The sequence below is a fragment of the Paenirhizobium selenitireducens ATCC BAA-1503 genome (assembly GCF_000518785.1).
In the GTDB taxonomy this organism is placed as follows: Bacteria; Pseudomonadota; Alphaproteobacteria; order Rhizobiales; family Rhizobiaceae; genus Allorhizobium; species Allorhizobium selenitireducens.
In genome coordinates this window covers 335,184-354,430 of the sequence record NZ_JAEG01000002.1, presented here as the reverse complement: position 1 = coordinate 354,430, position 19,247 = coordinate 335,184, and the positions used below count along the sequence as shown (strand labels likewise).

The window sequence follows — 19,247 nt, the reverse complement described above, 5'->3', positions numbered from 1 at the left end:
ACGGACAGCGCCAGGCGCTGCCCGCGGGGGGCTCGGTATTTTAGAACTTGCCCTTGAGGCCGAACGAGATCGACATCGCCTCATAGGTCGCGCCGGCCGAGTCCGACGAATGGGAATCGGCGCTCGCGCCCGTCGTGTCGGTGATCTTCATGTCGCCGCGCGAATGGAAGACGCGCTCGAACGAACCGGTGACGTAGAGTGCCGCCATCTCGTTGAGCTGGTAGTTGGCCGTGACATTGGCGCCGATCATCGGGGCGGCGGTCATGCTGTCGAAGAAGCGCAGGTCACGCATCCAGTGGTCGTCGATGTCATCGATGCCGAAGCTCAGACCGCCCTGCAGGCCGCCGCTCAGCGTCAGTGCGCCGATCGTGTGGGCGCCGTTGACGGCCAGAAAGCCGACCGGGATCTTCTGCTGGTAGCTGATGCCGCGCTCGCCATCGGGGAAATCGCCGATGTCGTCGCGAAAGCCGCCGCTGCTGTAGATGTAGGAGCCGCCGTAAGCGGTCCACTTGACGTCGGTGTAGCGGAAGCCGGCACCGACATCGAAGCTCGTCGTGTCGTTCTCATAGACGCCGCGATCAACTTCGACCGAGCCGCTGAAATAGTGGTCGAGCTCGGTGTCGGGATGGGTCGAGCGATCGGTCCAGTCGTCATTGCTGTAGTCCATCCAGTCATAATCGACCATGTGGCCGTCGCCGCCGGTGCCGACGTTGAAGGCCGCGCGGACCTTCCAGTTCTTGTCGATCTGTGCGTCGGCACCCAGCGTGTAGAGCGTCATGCCCTTGGTTTCCCAGTTGAGCTGGCTGAGCTTGTGGGAGCCGTCATAGACGAACTCGCCAGCCTTGACATTGGCAAGGCCGACGCTGCCGTAGAGCGAGAAGGCGCCGTCCGGCGAGGTGAAGAGGTTGTCCGCCGCAGCCGCAAAGGTCGGGCAGAGCGCCAGCCCGGCAAACAGCGCGGTCGTGGTCAACAGCTTGGTCATGTGAAACGTCCCCATAAAGATGTAATGTCCGATGGCCGGCACTCTTGCGGAAAACGCAAATAATCTCAATGGCTTGGATCGGCCACTTCTGGACCTTGTGGCGGCCAAATCTGGGCCCATTCGTGCTTTTTGTGCAGGAACCCGTTTTGGTGGGTGCGCATGCATCCTCGGCGCCACCCTTGGCGCTTGCGACGCCGGGTGTTTTTCCCGATGATTGGGCGGCAGTGAGGGAGAGGGCAATGGCGGACGATCGCAAATGGGCTTTGATTACGGGCGCGACGGGAGGGCTGGGACAAGCGTTTGGCATGGCACTGGCCCGGCGCGGCTACAATCTCGTGCTGACCGCTCGCAAGGCCGACGCTCTGGAGGCGTTGGCGGCGGAACTAAGCCGCCACGGTGGCGAGGTGGTCGTGGAAGTCGCCGATCTGGCCGAGCCGGATGCCTGTTTGCGCCTGAAGCAAGCGATCGACGCGCGCGGTCTCATCGTCGAGACACTGGTGGCCAATGCCGGCTACGGCGTTCAGGGCCGATTCGTCTCGCGACCGCGTGACGCCGAACTCGGAATGGTCGACGTCAACGTGCGGGCGCTGACCGATCTATCGCATCTCTTTGCAAGCGCCATGGCCGAGCGCGGCGGCGGGCATATCCTCCTGGTCGCGAGCACCGCCGCCTACCAGCCGATCCCCGGATATGCGGTCTATGCCGCGTCCAAGGCCTATGTGCTGGCCTTCGGCCATGCGCTGCATCGCGAGCTCGCCCGCCGCAAGGTCGTCGTCAGCGTGACCTGCCCCGGGCCGACCGAAACGCCCTTCTGGGACCGGGCCGGACACCGGCTCAACCGGATGGCATCCGCGGTGCTGATGACGCCCGAGGCTGTGGTCGAGGCGAGCCTCAAGGCCCTCTATGCCGGGCGGCCGAGCGTGGTGCCGGGCGTCGCCAACAAGCTCATCACCCTTTCCACGCGTCTTCTCCCCCGCAGCCTGCTGGCCTGGGGCGCGTCCTATTTCATGGGCAATGCGAAATAGTCTCTAGACCGAGACCAGGCTCGCCGCCGCGTCTCCGGCATAGCCGGTCCGCACGACACGGCCGTCGGCGTCCATGCGGAGCGTGCCGTCGGCGAACAGGCGCAGCGCCTTGGCATAGCTGCGGTGCTCGACGGTCAGCACCCGGGCAGCGAGGCTGTCCGACGTGTCGCCGGGCAGAACCGGCACGACGGACTGGGCGACAATCGGTCCCTCGTCCATGCCCTCGGTGACGAAGTGCACGGTGCAGCCCGCCACCATCATGCCGGCGTCGAGCGCTCGCTGGTGGGTATGCAGGCCGGGGAACAGCGGCAGCACCGACGGATGGATGTTGAGGATCCGGCCTTGATAGGGACGGATGAAATCGGCGCTGAGCAGGCGCATATAGCCGGCGAGGCAGATGATGTCGGGCGAGAGTGCTGCAAGTGCGGCAAGGATCGCCGCCTCGTGCTCGGCCTTGCTGGCATAGGCGCGGCGCTCGAACACATGCGTGGCGATGCCGCGCTCGGCAGCCTTGGCCAGTCCGCCCGCCGTCGGCTTGTCGGCGATGACCGCGACGATCTCGGCCGGGAAGTCCGGGGTGGCGCAGGCATCGGCCAGCGCCACCATGTTCGAACCTCCGCCGGAAATGAAGACGACGACGCGTTTGCGGGCCGTCGTCATAGAGCGAGCTTGCCTTCGTAGCGGGTGCCGGCCTCGCCCTCGGCGCGGGCGATCATGCGGCCGAGCGTCACGACCTTCTCGCCTTCGGCGGAGAGCACTTCGGTAACGCGCGCCGCGTCCTTCTCGGCAACGACAACGATCATGCCGACGCCGCAGTTGAACGTGCGCAGCATCTCGTTCTGGGCAACGCCGCCGGTGCGCGCGAGCCAGGAAAAGACCGGCGGAACGGTGATGGCGTCAAGGTCGATCGAGGCGGCGAGGTGCTTCGGCAGTACGCGCGGAATGTTCTCCGGGAAGCCGCCGCCGGTAATGTGGGCGAGCGCCTTCAAGGCGCCGGTCTCGCGGATCGCCTTCAACAGCGGCTTGACGTAGATGCGGGTCGGCTCAAGCAGGGCGGCGCCCAGCGTCTTGGCCGTGTCGAAGGGGGCGGTCGCATTCCAGTCGAGACCGGAGAGGCCGACGATCTTGCGCACCAGCGAAAAGCCGTTGGAATGCACGCCCGAGGAGGCAAGCCCGAGGATCACGTCGCCTTCGGCGATGTCGCCGGCAGGCAGCAGCCGGCCGCGCTCGGCGGCACCGACGGCAAAGCCGGCCAGGTCATAGTCGCCACCGGAATACATGCCCGGCATTTCAGCGGTCTCGCCGCCGATCAGCGCGCAGCCCGCCTCGCGGCAGCCGGCGGCGATACCGCCGACGATCGCCGCACCCTGGTCCGGGTCGAGCTTGCCGGTGGCGAAATAGTCGAGGAAGAACAGCGGTTCGGCGCCCTGGACCACGAGGTCGTTGACGCACATGGCGACGAGGTCGATGCCGACCGTGTCGTGGATGCCGGCGTCGATGGCGATCTTCAGCTTGGTGCCGACGCCGTCATTGGCGGCGACGAGAACCGGATCGGTGAAGCCCGCGGCCTTCAGGTCGAACAGGCCGCCAAAGCCGCCGATCTCGCCATCGGCACCCGGACGGCGCGTCGAGCGGACGGCCGGCTTGATCTTCTCGACCAGCAGATTGCCGGCATCGATGTCGACGCCCGCGTCGCTATAGGTCAAACCGTTGCGTCCAGACTGGCTCATCTCGTGCCTCCGATGGGTGTCGATATTGCCGGTGGCCATTGCATGAAGAGCCCGGATATGCAAGTCGCGCGACGGGCAAAGCACGGTTTTCCGGCGTTTTCGCCGTTGTCGTCACGCTCCTGCGGGTGCTCAGCCTTGACCTTCGCTTTCGGCCTGACCTATCTGGCGTTTCCTGCTAGAAGAGCCGGCAAGGTATGCGGTAGCGAGAAAGAGGAAGGCGGACAATGGTTCAGCACATCAGTGGTAGCGGGCTTCGGCGGCAGGTGCTGTTCTGGGCTGTCGCGCTCTTGGTCTTTGTCTTCTTCCTGATGACCTTCCGCACCATCCTTTTGCCGTTCATCGCCGGCATGGCACTCGCCTACTTCCTGGACCCCGTCGCCGATCGGCTGGAACGACTGGGCCTTTCGCGCATGTGGGCGACCGTGGTGATCCTGGTTACCTTCATCGTCGTCTTCGTCCTGTCGCTGATGATCATCATCCCGATCCTGGTGAATCAGTTCAATGAGTTCATCCAGCACATACCCGGCTACATCACGCAGTTGCAGACCTACATCACCACCACCAATGCCGCATGGCTGCCGGGCTGGCTCGGCACCCAGACGGATGCGCTGAAGGAGAACTTCTCCAAGTATCTGTCCGAAGGCGTCGGCTTCCTTGGAACGCTGCTGGCGCAGATCTGGAATTCGGGCAAGGCGCTGGTCGACATCGCCTCGCTGCTGGTGGTTACCCCTGTCGTTGCCTTCTACCTGCTGCTCGACTGGGACCGGATGATCGCCAAGGTCGATGGCTGGATCCCGCGCAACAACGTCGCCGTCGTCCGCGAGATCGCCGGCGAACTTGATAGCACCATTGCCGGCTTCATCCGCGGCCAGGGCTCGCTCTGCCTGTTCCTCGGCATCTATTACGCCGTGGGCCTGTCGTTGATCGGCCTGAATTTCGGTCTGCTGATCGGCTTCCTCACAGGCCTCTTGAGCTTCATTCCCTATGTCGGTTCGACCGTCGGCCTGGTGCTCGCCGCCGGAGTGGCGCTGGTGCAGTTCTGGCCGGACTATGTCCACCTGATCATCGTCGTCGGATTCTTCTTCTCCGGCCAGTTCATCGAGGGCAATATCCTGCAGCCGAAATGGGTGGGCGAGAGTGTCGGACTTCACCCGGTCTGGCTGATGTTCGCTCTCTTCGCCTTCGGCGCGCTGTTCGGTTTTGTCGGCGTGCTCGTCGCCGTGCCGGCGGCGGCGTCGGTCGGCGTGCTTGTCCGCTTCGCCCTGAAGCGGTATCTTGAAAGCGATTTGTATTATGGGCCGTCGACGCCCGTCGATGGCGGGCCTAAACCCGGCGTTTCAGAGAAGTAGATGCGTGACACAATGAAGGCCGCGCCGCGCCGCAGGGCAGCCGAACAGCTGCCGCTCGCTTTCAAGCACGGCACGGCGTCGGGCCGCGACGACCTTCTGGTTTCGGACCGTCTGGCGACGGCCGTCGCGCTCATCGACCGTTGGCCCCACTGGCCATCGCCGGTGGTGATCCTGGCGGGCCCACCGGGCTCCGGCAAATCCCACCTGGCCGAGATCTGGCGCGAGCAGGCAGGGGCGACCGCGATCAACCCTGTGGCGGGCGGCGCGGCGGCCGAGGTTGCCGCCAAGGGCCCCGTGCTGCTCGAGGATGCCGACCGAACAGGGTTCGACGAAGTCGAACTGTTCCATGTGATCAACAGCGTGCGCGAACACGGCACGAGCCTGCTCATGACGTCGCGCACCTGGCCGCTCTCCTGGCCGGTGGCGCTTCCCGATCTGCGCTCGCGCCTGAAGGCGGCGACCATGGTGGAGATCGGTAGCCCGGACGAGGCGCTGCTGTCCCAGGTCATCGTCAAGCTGTTTGCCGATCGTCAGCTTAATATTGACGACAAGATCGTCGACTATATCGTTAAGCGCATGGAGCGCTCGTGCGCCGCGGCACAGGAGGTGGTCGATCGAATCGACCGGCTGGCCCTGTCTCGACGGACGAAAATTACGCGGGCGCTGGCAGCCGAAGTCCTGGGTGAACTCTACGAGCCTGACGGCACGGAGTGAGCGTCACAGGATTGTCGTCAAACTGTTATAATTGCGGGCACTCCGGCAATTGAGGGATGGGCAATGGATTCTGTGGTGACTGAGACGAATACTCCCGACGTGGTCGTGGGAGAGGCACCGGAGGATCTGTCCAACAGCCCCTTGCGCTTCATCAATCGCGAGTTTTCCTGGCTGCAGTTCAATCGCCGGGTGCTTGAGGAAACCCTCAATACGGCGCATCCGCTGCTGGAGCGCGTCCGCTTCCTGTCGATTTCCGCCGCCAATCTCGACGAATTCTTCATGGTTCGCGTCGCTGGTCTCGAGGGACAGGTGCGGCAGGGCATCGCGATCCGCAGCCCGGACGGCAAGACGCCCGCCGAGCAGCTGGACGATATTCTGAAGGAAATCGACAATCTGCAGATGGAGCAGCAGGCTTCGCTGGCCGTCCTGCAGCAATATCTCGCCAAGGAGGACATCCTGATCGTGCGGCCGGCGGCGCTTTCGCGCGAAGACCGGGCCTGGCTGGCGACCGAGTTCGAGGAATCGATCTTCCCGGTATTGACGCCGCTGTCGATTGATCCGGCTCATCCGTTCCCCTTCATCCCCAATCTCGGCTTCTCGATGGGCCTGCAGCTCGAAAGCCGGCGCACCGCGGAGCCGATGACGGCCCTTCTGCGCCTGCCGCCGACGCTCGACCGTTTCGTCCGCTTGCCGGACGACAAGTCGACGATCCGCTACATTACCCTGGAGGACATGGTCGGGCTTTTCATCGACCGGCTCTATCCCGGCTATGAGGTCAGGGGCTTCGGCACCTTCCGCATCATCCGCGACAGCGATATCGAAGTGGAGGAAGAGGCCGAAGATCTGGTGCGCTACTTCGAGACGGCACTTAAGCGCCGCCGTCGCGGATCGGTGATCCGGATCGAAGTCGACTCCGAGATGCCGGTCGGCCTGCGCCAGTTCGTCGTGCATGAACTGGCCGTTCCCGACAATCGCGTCGCGGTTCTGCCGGGCCTGCTGGCGCTCAACACCATTTCCGAAATCGCCAAGGCACCGCGCGACGACCTGCGTTTCGAACCCTACAATGCCCGTTTTCCGGAACGCGTGCGCGAGCATGCCGGCGATTGCCTGGCGGCGATCCGCGAAAAGGACATGGTGGTCCACCATCCGTACGAGTCCTTCGACGTCGTCGTGCAGTTCCTGCTTCAGGCGGCGCGCGATCCGGACGTCCTGGCTATCAAGCAGACGCTCTACCGCACCTCGAACGACAGCCCGATCGTGCGCGCGCTGATCGACGCCGCCGATGCCGGCAAGTCGGTGACGGCCCTGGTCGAGCTCAAGGCGCGCTTCGACGAGGAGGCCAACATCCGCTGGGCGCGTGACCTCGAACGTGCCGGCGTCCAGGTTGTCTTCGGCTTCATCGAACTCAAGACCCACGCCAAGATGTCGATGGTCGTGCGGCGCGAGGACGGCAAGCTTCGGACCTATTGCCACCTCGGCACCGGCAACTACCATCCGGTGACGGCGAAGATCTATACCGACCTGTCCTTCTTCACCTGCAACCCGAAGATCGCGCATGACATGGCGAACGTCTTCAACTTCATCACCGGCTATGGCGAGCCGGAAGAAGGAATGAAGCTCGCGGTATCGCCCTACACGCTGCGGCCGCGCATCCTGCGTCACATCGAGGAGGAAACCGCCAGCGCGCGCAACGGCAAGCCGGCGGCGATCTGGATGAAGATGAATTCGCTGGTCGATCCGGAGATCATCGATGCGCTCTATCGCGCCAGCCAGGCCGGCGTCGAGATCGACCTGGTCATCCGCGGCATCTGCTGCCTGCGGCCGCGCGTGCCGGGTCTGTCCGACAACATCCGCGTGAAGTCGATTGTCGGCCGTTTTCTCGAGCACAGCCGCATCTTCTGCTTCGGCAATGGTCATGGCCTGCCGTCGGAAAACGCGCTGGTCTATATCGGTTCGGCCGACATGATGCCGCGCAATCTCGACCGTCGAGTCGAAACCCTCGTGCCGCTCGTCAACCCGACTGTCCATGAGCAGGTTCTTTCACAGATCATGCTGGGCAACTTGATTGACAACCAACAGAGCTACGAGATATTGCCCGACGGAACGTCGCGGCGCATGGAAGTGCGGCCCGGCGAGGAACCTTTTAACGCGCAGCACTATTTCATGACCAATCCGAGCCTTTCGGGTCGGGGAGAATCGCTGAAAGAAAGCGCGCCGAAACTGATTGCCGGGATCATCTCCGGCAGGAAACAATAAAACTGGTACTTCATGACAAGATCAGAAGCGCAGGGGCGGTTGCCTGGCATAGCCCCTGTCTCCGTCGTCGACATCGGTTCGAACTCGATCCGACTGGTCATCTATGAAGGCCTGTCGCGGGCGCCGACGGTGCTGTTCAACGAGAAGGTGCTCTGCGGTCTCGGCAAGGGTCTCGCGACCACCGGACGGATGGACGACGAGGGCGTGGCGCGCGCGCTGACTTCGCTGCGCCGCTTCGGCGCGCTGTCGCGCCAGGCGCGGGCAACCGCGATGTATGTGCTGGCCACGGCGGCGGCCCGCGAGGCGGCCAACGGCCCCGATTTCATCCGTCGCGCCGAGGAGATACTCGGTCGCGGCATCGAGGTTCTGACCGGTGAACAGGAGGCGCTCTATTCCGCTCTCGGCATCGTCAGCGGCTTCCACGATCCGGACGGTATTGCCGGCGACCTCGGCGGCGGCTCGCTCGAACTCATCGACATCAAGGGCCGCGAACTCGGCACCGGGATCACCCTTCCGCTTGGTGGCCTGAGGCTGTCGGAGACGGTCGGCGGCTCGCTTGGAGCGGCACGGGCCTATGCCCGCAAGCTGATCCGCCCGGCCGCCATGCTGCAGCGGGGCAGGGACCGCACCTTCTATGCGGTCGGCGGGACATGGCGAAACATCGCCAAGCTGCACATGGAAATGCGGAAATATCCGCTGCACATGATGCAGGGCTATGAACTGCAGTTCGACGAAATCGCCCAGTTCCTCGACGAAATCATCTCCGGAGCCAGCGTCCGCGATCCGGCCTGGGGCGCAATCTCCAAGAGCCGTCGATCCCTGCTGCCCTACGGCGCGATCGCCATGCGCGAGGTGCTGGACGCGATGCGTCCGGCGCGCGTGTCATTTTCGGCGCAAGGCGTGCGCGAGGGCTATCTCTATTCGCTGCTGTCGGAGGAAGACCGGGCGCTCGATCCGCTTCTCACCGCAGCCGACGAACTGGCGATCCTGCGCGCCCGCTCGCCCGAGCACGCCCGCGAACTCGCCGACTGGACGGGCCGGATGATGCCGTATTTCGACGTCGCCGAGACCGAGGAAGAAAGCCGCTACCGGCAAGCGGCCTGCCTGCTTGCCGATATCAGCTGGCGTGCTCACCCCGACTATCGCGGGCTGCAGGCGCTGAACATCATCGCCCACTCGTCCTTCGTCGGCATCACCCATCCGGGCCGCGCCTTCATCGCGCTCGCCAACTACTATCGCTTCGAGGGGCTCAACGACGACGGCCAGACCGGTCCGCTGGCGACGATCGCCACCGAACGCCTGCTGGAGCGCGCCAAGCTGCTCGGCGGATTGCTGCGTGTGGTCTACCTGTTCTCGGCCTCGATGCCCGGCATCGTCCACAACCTGACTTTCCGCAAGGCCCCGCGGCCCGATCTCGACCTGGAATTCGTCGTGCCCTCGGCCTATCGCGATTTCGCCGGCGAACGTCTGGACGGCCGACTGCAACAGCTCGCACGCCTGACCGGCAAGCGACTGGCCTTCCGGTTCGAATAACAGCGGCCTGCCGTCCATCCGCTTGCGCGACATCGGACGACCCACCCCAAATTCCGTTGCATTTTACCTGTTACGTTTGTTGCCGCTTAACCACTTGTTTTGCAAAGGAAATGCACCCAGTTCCGGTCGTTGTATTCGCCGGTGTTCGCAATAGTTTGCCGTTATTCGACATAACGAGGTGAATACTATCATGGCATCTTACAGCATATCGGTGGTCAACAATTCCGGCAGTGGCGCAAACTATACGGTCTTCCAGAAGTCTCCGCAGACGACGACGGATGCCGCGAGCCTGGCCTGGATGACCAAGGCTCCGTCGACCGGAACATCGATCGACTGGACCAAGTCCTACACCTATGACGATCTGACTGCGGCCGCCGCCCAGACGCCCGCCCCGACGCGGCCGTCGCCCCAACCGAACGCGGACGGCAGCTTTGCCTACGACATTTCCGGCAAGGCGCAGAACTGGGAGCCGCCGACGAGCAACGTGCTCTATCTCTGAACCTGTGTGACTTACGGGAAAAGCCGGCGGGAGATCCCGCCGGCTTTCCTGTATTTGCAGCGTTGGACTGGCTTACTTCGCGGCGAGGAATTCGCCGACTTCCAGCAGGACGAATTCGTTGTCGTCCGCCTTGTCGAGCGCGCGGCCGGCCGAGAAGGGCAGGTTGTTGTCATTGCCGACGACGATGTGGGTAGCGTCGATCACGTCGACATCCTCGATCGTGACGAACGGCATGTCGTAGAAGCCTTCGCCGCCGCCCTGGCGCTTCTTGCTGTCCGGATCGGCGATCTTCATCAGGTCGATATAGCCGATCTTGCGAACGGCCTTGCCGGCATTCTCGTCGGTCATCTCGATCTTGTAGATGCGCTTGTGCTTGGCCGGCGTGGCAAAGCAGGTCGGTTCCGGCTTCTTCGGGTCGGCGCAAGCCTTCTCGGCCGCACCCGCACCGTTGTCGCGCTCGATGACGAGGGCGGTCGTGCCGTCGATCATGTTGAAGTCGCCGATCGCCTCGCCGCCTTCCGACAGCGGATAGAGCCACGAACGGCCGGTCCAGGCCTTCGAGGCGACATCCAGCTCGATGATGCGCAGGGCGGTCAGGCCATCCGCCTTCTCGACCGAGCCGTCCTCGAGGAAAAGCGGACCTTCGAGCAGGCCGTAGAGTTTCGAGCCGTCTTTCGACATCGCCATGCCTTCATAGCCACCCGAACGCTTCAGGTTGAAGGCTGGCATCTTGGCGGTCGGATTGGCCGGAACGACGAGCGTCGCATTGTCCGGCGACTTCACCTCGATCTCGCCGGCCTTGGTCGGGATCACGTCGGTCAGCTTGCCGTCCTTGCTGAACTTCAGGATATAGGGGCCGAATTCCTCGCCCACCCAGAAGCCGTCGGCCGTGGGCTGAATCGACTCGACGTCGAAATCCGCGCCGGTCAGGTAGCGCTGCTCGGCGCCTTCCATGACGATCGGGAACGGAGACTTCTTGTCCGGGTCGGACAGGAATACGGTTTCGAGATGCTCGACCTTGCCGGCGTCCCAGTCGAACTTGATGTGATGCAGCATCAGCATGGAATCGCTGGAATTGGCTTTGGAGCCGAAGCCGTTGTCGGACAGGCTCCAGAACGTGCCGTCCTCCATGGTCTTGATGCCGGAGAAGCCCTGCATGGCCTGGCCGTCGAAGGGCATGGAAAGCCCGGTCGGGCGAACGCCGTCCTTGCCGGGCACGGTGCCGAGGCCTTCGGCGCGCTTGCGGTCGGAGGTGGTGAACTTGCCCGAGGTCTTGAGATGGGCCGGAGCATCGGCCGGGGCGGCGATGATCGAATTGGCCGGCAGGACGGCATGGCTGACGAGCTTGGCCGGAAAAGCGGTTTCGTCGGCGAAGGCCGGAGTGGCGAGGAGGAAAAGGGATACGGAAGCAAAGAGATGATTTTTCATGGCGTCACCATTCGTGAGACGGTTTCAGACGCGGCATGGTTAGGGAGCGCCCATGTCAGAGCGATCTCTGTTCGATGAAGTTTCGGTGACTGTCCTCAAGCGTGACAGCGATCAGTGGGCGCGCGTTGGGGGAAGGACTTTCTCACGCCTCCAGCGCCAGCACGGCAAAGCTCGCCAGCCAGTGCTCGCCCATATAGTCGCCGGCGACATGGGGCAGGGCTGCCTGCAGATGGCAATCGGCCGCCGCGTTCATGATCGTCCGGCGGGCGTCCGTCTCCTCGGCCGATGCGGCCAGCGACCGCCAGCACCAGGCGCGCGACAGGTTGAGCCCGTCGAGATGGGCGATCTTGCCGTCGGAGCGATCCGAGACCGCGGCCGGGGAGAACAGGGGCTGCGGTTCGCCGCTTTCGAGGCCGGGCAGGAAGCGCGCGAACCAGTCGGCAAAATCCGGAGCAGGCAGCAGCCGGCGCATGCATTCCGCCTCGATCAGCGTCGAGGACAGAAAGTCGTCGCCCGAGGGTTCGCCCCAGGCGGGGCAATTCTGGTCCGGCCCATACCAGCGGAGCGCCGTCGTGCGCAGCAGATCGATGAAGCTCTTGTCACCAACCGCATCGCCGTAGTCGGCGGCGAGGCGAAGGGCGAAGGCGGTGTTGTAATGCGTGCCGACCCGCACCGGATAGGTGGCAACCGGCAGGAACGCGTGAAAGCGTGCGACGATCCGCTCCGTCAGCGGCTGCAAGGTCCGGGAAAGACTGCCGTCTTCGGCCACCTCCAGTTCAGCAGCGAGTTTGAGCAACCAGCCCCAGCCATAGGGCCGTTCGAAGCCGCGATTCATCGGCCGATCGAAGGTGGCGCATTCGCCGGCGACGGTCTCTGGCGTCAGTTGGCGGCTAAGCAGGGCGCGGATCGCCTCGGCCGATGGCATGTCGGGAAAGCGGTTGAGCAACCGGACCAGCATCCAGTAGCCGTGCACGCAGGAATGCCAGTCGAAGCTGCCGAAGAAGACCGGATGGGTTTCGCGCGGGCTATGCACCTCGCTTGCCCCGGCAAACACATGGCCAGGCTTGTGCGGATATTCCCGCTCGACATGGCCAAGGGCGATCCGCGCGAAGCGGTCGGCGGTCTCGCGATCAAGCGTCGTCGTCATCGCTCCCATTCCCCGTTTCCGGTTCAAAAGCGTCGCCCCAGTCGGCGCGGCGGGCCGCCTTGAACACGGCGCCGTCGCGGCGGCTGACGGTCAGCTCCTCGGCGCGACCGTCGGCAAGACAGAGCTTCAGTCTGGCAAGTCCGCTCGAAGTGCGCGGCGGGGCCAGCACGCGGGCGGCGGGCGGCGCGGCGGCGTGGCGCGAGGCGGCGATGAAAATGTATTTCTCGTCTTCCCACGGCACTTCGGCCCCCTTGGAAAGCCGGTGGACCCGCGAGCGTGCGACCCGGCGGGAGAAATGGCACCAGTCGGGTGCCGTGATCGGACAGGTCTGCGCGTGCGGGCAGGGCGCAACGACCTTGGCGCCCGCGTCGATCAGCGTCTGCCGCGCCGCAAGGATCCGCCGCCAGCCGGCCGGCGTACCCGGTTCGACGATGACGATGGTATGGGCGGTCAGATCCCAGAGCCGCTTGACGACATTCGGTATGGCCGTCTCGGCAATCTCGTCCAGCACATAGGCGAGCGTGACCAGGTCGGCCGGCTCGAGCGGCGGGACGGTGCCGGTGATGTCGCCGGCGAGCCAGTTGGTCGCAATGTTCGAGTGTTTTGCCAGCGACGAGCCGACCGATCGGATGGCGGGGCTTGTCTCGACGAGCGTGGCACGATCCAGTTCCGGCCAGGCATCGCTCGCCGCCCAGAACACCGTGCCGGGTCCGGCGCCGAAATCGAGAAGGCTCGTCGGCTGGAAATCGGGCGAGGCGTCTTCGATCATCGAGAGTGCGGCGCGCACGGCGGCATAGGTCGCCGGCAGGCGGGTGGCGAGATAGGCCTTGGCGGCGAGCTCTCCGTCGAGATGGAATTTTCCGTCGCGGACTTCGCGCCGATAGCGGTCGGAGAGTTTTTCGCTGGCGCGGGCCAGGCGCTCGATCGGCTCGTGCGCCAGCATCTGCTCGACGGCGGCTCTGAGCGGGGCGGGGAGTTCCATCGGGCGGACCTTAAGCGCGCGCGGCCCATTCGGGCCGCAGCATCGACATCATGACGAGATCGGTCCGCTCGCCGTCCGGCGTGACCACGGCCTCCCGCAGGATGCCTTCGTCCTGGAAGCCGGCCTTGCGATAGACGTTCCAGGCGCGGGCATTGTCCCGCACGACGTCCAGCCAGAGCCGATGCACGGGCGTTGTCGAGAATGCGTGGTCGATGATAGCGGCCAGCATGCGTGAGCCGTAGCCGCGTTCCGGCACGGCCACGGCGAGGCGCTTGATGCAGAGATTGCCGTCGCGATTGTCGAGGCCGCTCAGGATCGTGAAGCCCACCGGCGACCCGGCCTCGTCCTCGCCGATGAAATAGTTCATCGCCGGATCGTTCAACTGCTGCCGATGTCGGTCCGCGTCGAACTGGCCGATGAAATGGTCATAGCCCGGCAGCCGCTCGACCTGCATGACGTAGCCGATGTCGTCCGGGGTTGCCCGCCGAAGCGTCACGGCTGCCATGGGCTTAGAATTCCACCGCTTCGACGCGCTTGTCGACGAAGCGCAGGCCGACGCCGCCGGAAATGAGCTTCAGGGCGACATCGCCGAACAGTTCGCGCCGCCAGCCATGCATGGCCGGAACGTCGGCTTTTTCGCCTTCGGCGGCGATCTTTTCCAGGTCCTCGGTATTGGCGATGACCTTGGAGGCCACGCCGTGCTTCTCCGAGGTGAGGCGCAGAAGAACCTTCAGGAGCTCGACGGCCGCCTGTGCCCCTTCGGGGGCCTGGCTGTGGCGATTGACATGCGGCATGTCGGTCTTCGGCAACGCCAGCGCCGCATTGACCTGTTCGATGATCGCGGCACCCGAGGTCGAACGCTCCCATCCCTTGGGGATGGTACGCAGCCGGCTCAGCGCATCCGTATCCTTCGGCTGCTGCTGCGCAATCTCGTAGATCGCGTCGTCCTTCAGCACGCGTGAGCGCGGTACGTTGCGGTTGCGGGCCTCGCGTTCGCGCCAGGCGGCGACATACTGCATGACGGCCAGTTCCTGCGGCTTGCGCAGCCGCATCTTCAGCCGCTGCCAGGCATCGTCCGGATGCAGGTCGTAGGTTTCTCGGGATTCGAGGATGGCCATTTCCTCGGTCAGCCAGCCGGCGCGGCCTTCGCGGTCCAGCTCTTCCTTCAGCTTCAGGTAGACGTCGCGCAGATGGGTGACGTCGGCCAGCGCATAGTCGAGCTGCTTTTCCGACAGCGGCCGGCGGCTCCAGTCGGTGAAGCGCGACGTCTTGTCGATATGGACGTTCTTCACCTTCTGCACGAGCTGGTCATACGAGACGCTATCGCCGAAGCCGCAGACCATGGCCGCGACCTGGGTGTCGAAGATCGGATGCGGGATCAGGTTGCCGAGATGGAAGATGATTTCGATGTCCTGCCGCGCGGCATGAAACACCTTGATCACCGAGGTGTCGGCCATCAGCGTGAAGAAGGGCGCAAGGTCGAGGCCCTTGGCCAGCGGATCGACGATCACTTCGAGATCGGGGCTCGCCATCTGGATCAGGCAGAGCTCCGGCCAGAACGTCGTTTCCCGCAGGAACTCGGTATCGATGGTGATGAAATCCGATTGGGCCAGCTTGAGGCAGGCTTCTTCTAATGCGGCAGTGGTCTCGATCATTGGGGCTCGGTCATGAAATAGAGTTGATCAACCTTAGTTCCCCTTTCGACCGGTGATGTCAATATGAACGGCCCATTGCGCGCCCTCGCAAGGCATTGCCGCACGGCTTTTCGCACGTCCGGACATGTCAGGCCGGATCGGTGGCACCGATCCCGCGTGCCTTGCGCACCTCGGCGATGTTGGCGCGGTGAACCACTTCATAGGGTTCGAAATAGATGATGCGCCCGGCCGCGATATCCTCGGCCACGAAGTCGCGCAGGGAGAGGCTGTCGAGTGCCGGGTCTTCGGCGCGATCGAGCAGCCGCTGCAGATAGTCGCGATTGGCGTCGATCAGGCTCGGCTCGTAACCGCCCGAGGCGATCCGCTCACGCGCGCCGTGGTCCGGCAGGATGCGGCGGATCGGCAAGGTCTTCAGCCGGTTGAGTTCGGCGATATGGGTGGCGATGTGCTCGGGCTCTGAAACATAGGTGACGGTATCCTCCAGCGTGTCGCCGGCCAGCAGGATGCCCTCGTCGGGGAGGAAAAGCACGGTGCCGTCGGCACTGTGAATGTCGAACTGCATCAGTTCGACCGTGCGCCCGCCGAGCGTCAGCGTCATCTGCCGGTCGAACAGCCGGTTCGGCATGACGACGGGATTGATCGGCGGCGTCTTGCGGGCGAGCGTCTTGACGTTCTCTTCCAGCGTCCTCGCGGTCAGCCGGTTGGCGATGATCTCGCAGTCGGCGAAGATCGCATTGCCGGCGATGTGGTCGGTGTGCCAGTGGCTCAGCACGAGGCGGATGCTGGTGACGCCCAGCCCTTCGAGATGGTCGCGCACCGCCCGGGCATGGTCGAGCGAGGTGTGGCTGTCGTAGACGATCGCCTCATGGCCCGAAACCAGCGCATAGGTGGCGATGCCGAGCGAATAGGCGCCATCGTCGAGCCAGTTCTTCGCCTCGGAATGAAGGCGCTTTCCGGCGATCCGGCCGTCGTAATAGGCATAGAGACCGGGATAGGGCTCAAGCACGGTCATGGTAGCGGCGAGATTCGGCAAGGCTTGGCTCCTTGGGGTGCTGCGGCGCGAGAAGCGCATTTATCGCATCCCGCGCGACGTCCCGCCAGTTGTCAATTGCCCCGCGGGGCTTCAGACGATGCGCACATAGCCGGTCATCCCGGTTTTCTGATGCTCGATGATATGGCAATGGAACACCCAGTCGCCCGGATTGTCGGCGACCACGGCGAGCTGCACCTTCTCGTCTGGCAGGATCAGATAGGTGTCCGAGACGAGCGGCAGGACCTGCCTCTTCGAGGAGGAGACGACCTTGAAGTTCACGCCGTGAATATGGATCGGATGGGCGTGTGGTGTGACGTTCTCGACATTGAGCAGATAGGTGCGGCCGAGCTTCATCTCGGCGAGCGGCGCCATGGGATCGGGCGTGTCGCCCGGATAGGGAACCTTGTTGATCGCCCAGAAGGAGTAGCCGAGCGAACCGCAGATCGAATCCTTGGCGGCCTCCTCGGCGGTGGCGCTGAGTACCAGCGGGATCGGCGTCGCATTGGCGAGATCCGGTTCGGGTGCCGGGTTGGCGACCAGGGGCGGCACGTCGCCCAGGCTGCGCTTCAGCGAGGGCCCGACGCTGCGGAAACTTGCGACCGTTTTCGGCGTCGAGGGGCGGATGTCCTCCAGCGCGACCACCGTTCCCTCGCTGTCGGGCATGCGCACGACGAGGTCGAGCCGCTGGCCGGGAGAGACCACCGCCATGTCGAGCGGCATGGTGACGGGTACGGGTTGACCGTCGATTGCCACGATCAGCGCCTCGGCACCGGCGAGCCTCAGATTGTAGAGCCGCGTCACGTCGGCAACGAGGATGCGGAGGCGCACGAGACCGCCGGAAGGAGCGTCATAGCTGGGGGAGGCCTGCCAGTTGGCGGTGCGCACCGTGCCGAACGTGCCGGACTTCGCCGCATCGCGCGCCTTGAACTGCTCGATGAACTGGCTGTCGCCGCCAAGCCGCCAGTCGCGCAGGTTGAGCGCGATTTCGGCATCGAAGACCGGGTCCTTCGGATCCTCGACGATCAGCATGCCGGCGAGCCCGCGGCCGATCTGGGTCAGGGTGTTGCAGTGGGGATGGTACCAGAAGGTGCCGGCATCGGGCGGCGTGAAGGCATAGTCGAAGCTGTCGCCGGGATAGACGTAAGGCTGGGTGATGAAGGGCACGCCATCCATGGCATTGTCGATCCGCAGCCCATGCCAGTGCACCGTCGTCGGCTCGTCGAGATGGTTGACGAAACGGGCAGCGAATTTTTCGCCGCGCCGGGTTCGAAGCACCGGCGGCATGGGATCGGCGCCGGTGGGGCCGGTCGCATAGGTCATGACGTTGCGGGTCTTGCCCTTGCCGTCGAGCATGGCCTCGACGATCCGGGCGTCGAGAAGGGCGGGATCGCCCGCGGCAAGCGCCGAAAGACGCGGCGCCAGCACCATGCCCGCGCCATAGGCGCCGGCCACGGCGGAGACCTTCAACAGATTTCGGCGGGTCAGAATGGCCATGGGGATCCCCGGATCATTGTCGTCCGGTTCTGTTTAAAGTTGACTTCGACTTTCAGCAATATGCGAAGGGCGGCCAAACTGCCGCAGGGGCAGCTATTCGTCCTTGTCGGAGGGCGGGGCCGCCAGCTTGTTGAAGAAGGTCGAGGTGCGCAGCAGGTTGCGGAAGCGCATGCTGCGTCTCGATGTCGGAACGCCCTCGCGGACCAGCATGCGGCTCAGCGTGTAGACCATGAAGCCGGCGAGCACGACGACCATATAGATGAACAGGGCTCGCGGTCCGAACTTGTCGAGCATGACGGAAGCGAACAGCGGGCCGATGACCGCGCCGAGCGACCAGAAGAACAGGCTTCCCGCCGAAACCAGTGCATGCTGTCCGGGCGCGGCATGGTCGTTGGCATGGGCGGAACAGAGCGAATAGAGCGGCATGGCGAAGGCGCCGAACAGGAAAATGCCGACGAAGTTGAGGAAGGCGTTGGATCCGGCGACGAAGGCGAGGAACAGGCCGGCGGCAAAGGCGCCGAAGGTGGCGATGAGAATGATCAGCCGCCGGTCGAGCTTGTCGGAATAATGTCCGAGCGGATATTGCAGCACGACGCCGGCGAAGATGCCCACGCTCATGAAGGTGGCGATCGACGTCACCGACATGCCGATGCCGTCGGCATAGATCGGTCCGAGCGAACGAAAGCTCGAATTGGTGAGCCCGACGACGATGCAGCCGACGGTCGCGAGCGGCGACACTTTCCACAGCACGCGAATGTCGAAGCGCACGTGTTCCGGCGGTTCGGGGCTGGAGCGGTCGGCAAAGGAGATCGGCACCAGCGACAGCGTCAGCGCCATGGATATGATGGCGAACAGCTCGAACCCGCCGATGCCCACCGCCGGGATCATGTATTGCGCCAGCGTCACGGCGCCAAGGTCGACGAAGCGGTAGAGCGACAGCGTGCGGGCCCGCGTCGAATTGGTCACCCGCGCGTTCAGCCAGCTTTCGACCACGGCGAACAGGCCGGCGAAACACACGCCCTGCACGAGCCGCATGGCGAACCAGCTCGTCGGGTGGACGAACAGCACCATGCAGATCGAGGCGGCAGACGCGATCGCCGCCAGCGCCGAGAAGGTCCGGATATGGCCGACCGCGTGGATGATGCGGGTAACATAGATGCAGCCGATGGCGAAGCCGATATTGTAGCCGGTGCCGATCACGCCGATCATCGAGGTCGAAAAGCCTTCCTCCAGCGCCCTGAGCGAGATGAAGGTGCCCTGCAGCCCGTTGCCGCCGATCAGGATTCCGGCGGTGATGAGAAGAGGGATGAGCGGACGGATCGTCGACATGGCGGCCTATCGGGGCTGGAAGCGGCACGACTCGGTTCCTCCCGGGCGCCGCTATTCTTGTAACTGCGCCCGGCCGATGAAAACAGTTCAC

General features: G+C 64.3%; 17 protein-coding genes. 6 read left to right on the top strand and 11 right to left on the bottom strand.

Annotation, left to right across the window (positions count from 1 at the left end; all coding sequences use genetic code 11):
• Nucleotides 1–40: 40 nt before the first annotated feature.
• The gene (locus L867_RS0106200) at nt 41–982 is read right to left on the bottom strand and encodes an omptin family outer membrane protease (protein ID WP_028736074.1); all 942 of its coding nucleotides are present in this window, start codon (nt 980–982) and stop codon (nt 41–43) included.
• Nucleotides 983–1,050: 68 nt separating this feature from the next.
• On the opposite strand from L867_RS0106200, the gene L867_RS24675 reads away from it, so the two are divergent.
• Nucleotides 1,051–2,007, top strand: coding sequence for an SDR family NAD(P)-dependent oxidoreductase (locus tag L867_RS24675; RefSeq protein WP_332308392.1), 957 nt, complete (start codon nt 1,051–1,053; stop codon nt 2,005–2,007).
• A gap of 3 nt (nt 2,008–2,010) precedes the next feature.
• Here the strand turns inward: L867_RS24675 and purN are convergent, their stop codons facing one another.
• Both purN and purM read right to left on the bottom strand, forming a co-directional pair.
• The gene (gene purN, locus L867_RS0106190; protein ID WP_028736073.1) at nt 2,011–2,667 is read right to left on the bottom strand and encodes a phosphoribosylglycinamide formyltransferase; all 657 of its coding nucleotides are present in this window, start codon (nt 2,665–2,667) and stop codon (nt 2,011–2,013) included.
• On the bottom strand, nt 2,664–3,737 hold the full coding sequence (gene purM, locus L867_RS0106185; protein ID WP_028736072.1) for a phosphoribosylformylglycinamidine cyclo-ligase: 1,074 nt from the start codon (nt 3,735–3,737) through the stop codon (nt 2,664–2,666). Before purM ends, purN begins: the two co-directional genes overlap by 4 nt.
• 224 nt (nt 3,738–3,961) lie before the next feature.
• Here purM and L867_RS0106180 point away from each other — a divergent pair, with 224 nt between their 5' ends.
• The 5 genes from L867_RS0106180 (at nt 3,962) to L867_RS0106160 (ending at nt 10,088) form a co-directional block, all read left to right on the top strand.
• The gene (locus tag L867_RS0106180; protein ID WP_028736071.1) at nt 3,962–5,086 is read left to right on the top strand and encodes an AI-2E family transporter; all 1,125 of its coding nucleotides are present in this window, start codon (nt 3,962–3,964) and stop codon (nt 5,084–5,086) included.
• On the top strand, nt 5,087–5,800 hold the full coding sequence (gene hdaA / locus L867_RS0106175) for a DnaA regulatory inactivator HdaA (protein WP_028736070.1): 714 nt from the start codon (nt 5,087–5,089) through the stop codon (nt 5,798–5,800).
• Between the two features lie 63 nt (nt 5,801–5,863).
• The gene (locus tag L867_RS0106170; RefSeq protein WP_028736069.1) at nt 5,864–8,056 is read left to right on the top strand and encodes an RNA degradosome polyphosphate kinase; all 2,193 of its coding nucleotides are present in this window, start codon (nt 5,864–5,866) and stop codon (nt 8,054–8,056) included.
• Nucleotides 8,057–8,068: 12 nt separating this feature from the next.
• Nucleotides 8,069–9,589 (top strand): exopolyphosphatase, encoded by a 1,521-nt coding sequence (gene ppx, locus L867_RS0106165; protein WP_028736068.1) that lies wholly within the window; start codon nt 8,069–8,071, stop codon nt 9,587–9,589.
• Nucleotides 9,590–9,779: 190 nt separating this feature from the next.
• A complete protein-coding gene (locus L867_RS0106160; RefSeq protein WP_028736067.1) occupies nt 9,780–10,088 on the top strand; it encodes a hypothetical protein in 309 nt (102 codons plus the stop codon).
• A gap of 72 nt (nt 10,089–10,160) precedes the next feature.
• On the opposite strand, the gene L867_RS0106155 is transcribed toward L867_RS0106160, so the two are convergent.
• The 8 genes from L867_RS0106155 to L867_RS0106120 form a co-directional block, all read right to left on the bottom strand.
• Nucleotides 10,161–11,516, bottom strand: a complete 1,356-nt coding sequence (locus L867_RS0106155) for an esterase-like activity of phytase family protein (RefSeq protein ID WP_028736066.1) — start codon at nt 11,514–11,516, stop codon at nt 10,161–10,163.
• Between the two features lie 142 nt (nt 11,517–11,658).
• Nucleotides 11,659–12,663, bottom strand: a complete 1,005-nt coding sequence (locus L867_RS0106150; protein WP_028736065.1) for a DUF2891 domain-containing protein — start codon at nt 12,661–12,663, stop codon at nt 11,659–11,661.
• Nucleotides 12,647–13,645 carry a small ribosomal subunit Rsm22 family protein gene (locus L867_RS0106145; protein ID WP_028736064.1) on the bottom strand — a complete coding sequence of 333 codons (999 nt, stop codon included), beginning with the start codon at nt 13,643–13,645 and terminating at the stop codon, nt 12,647–12,649. The genes L867_RS0106150 and L867_RS0106145 overlap by 17 nt, the downstream gene beginning before the upstream one ends.
• Before the next feature lie 10 nt (nt 13,646–13,655).
• Nucleotides 13,656–14,150 carry a GNAT family N-acetyltransferase gene (locus L867_RS0106140; protein WP_028736063.1) on the bottom strand — a complete coding sequence of 165 codons (495 nt, stop codon included), beginning with the start codon at nt 14,148–14,150 and terminating at the stop codon, nt 13,656–13,658.
• Between the two features lie 4 nt (nt 14,151–14,154).
• Nucleotides 14,155–15,300, bottom strand: coding sequence for a ribonuclease D (gene rnd / locus L867_RS0106135; protein ID WP_028736062.1), 1,146 nt, complete (start codon nt 15,298–15,300; stop codon nt 14,155–14,157).
• Nucleotides 15,301–15,427: 127 nt separating this feature from the next.
• Nucleotides 15,428–16,333, bottom strand: coding sequence for an MBL fold metallo-hydrolase (locus tag L867_RS24670; protein ID WP_232363897.1), 906 nt, complete (start codon nt 16,331–16,333; stop codon nt 15,428–15,430).
• 90 nt (nt 16,334–16,423) lie between these two features.
• Nucleotides 16,424–17,827: a multicopper oxidase family protein gene (locus L867_RS0106125; protein ID WP_028736061.1), complete on the bottom strand. Its 1,404-nt coding sequence runs from the start codon at nt 17,825–17,827 to the stop codon at nt 16,424–16,426.
• A gap of 93 nt (nt 17,828–17,920) precedes the next feature.
• Nucleotides 17,921–19,156 (bottom strand): MFS transporter, encoded by a 1,236-nt coding sequence (locus L867_RS0106120; protein WP_028736060.1) that lies wholly within the window; start codon nt 19,154–19,156, stop codon nt 17,921–17,923.
• Nucleotides 19,157–19,247: the final 91 nt, after the last annotated feature.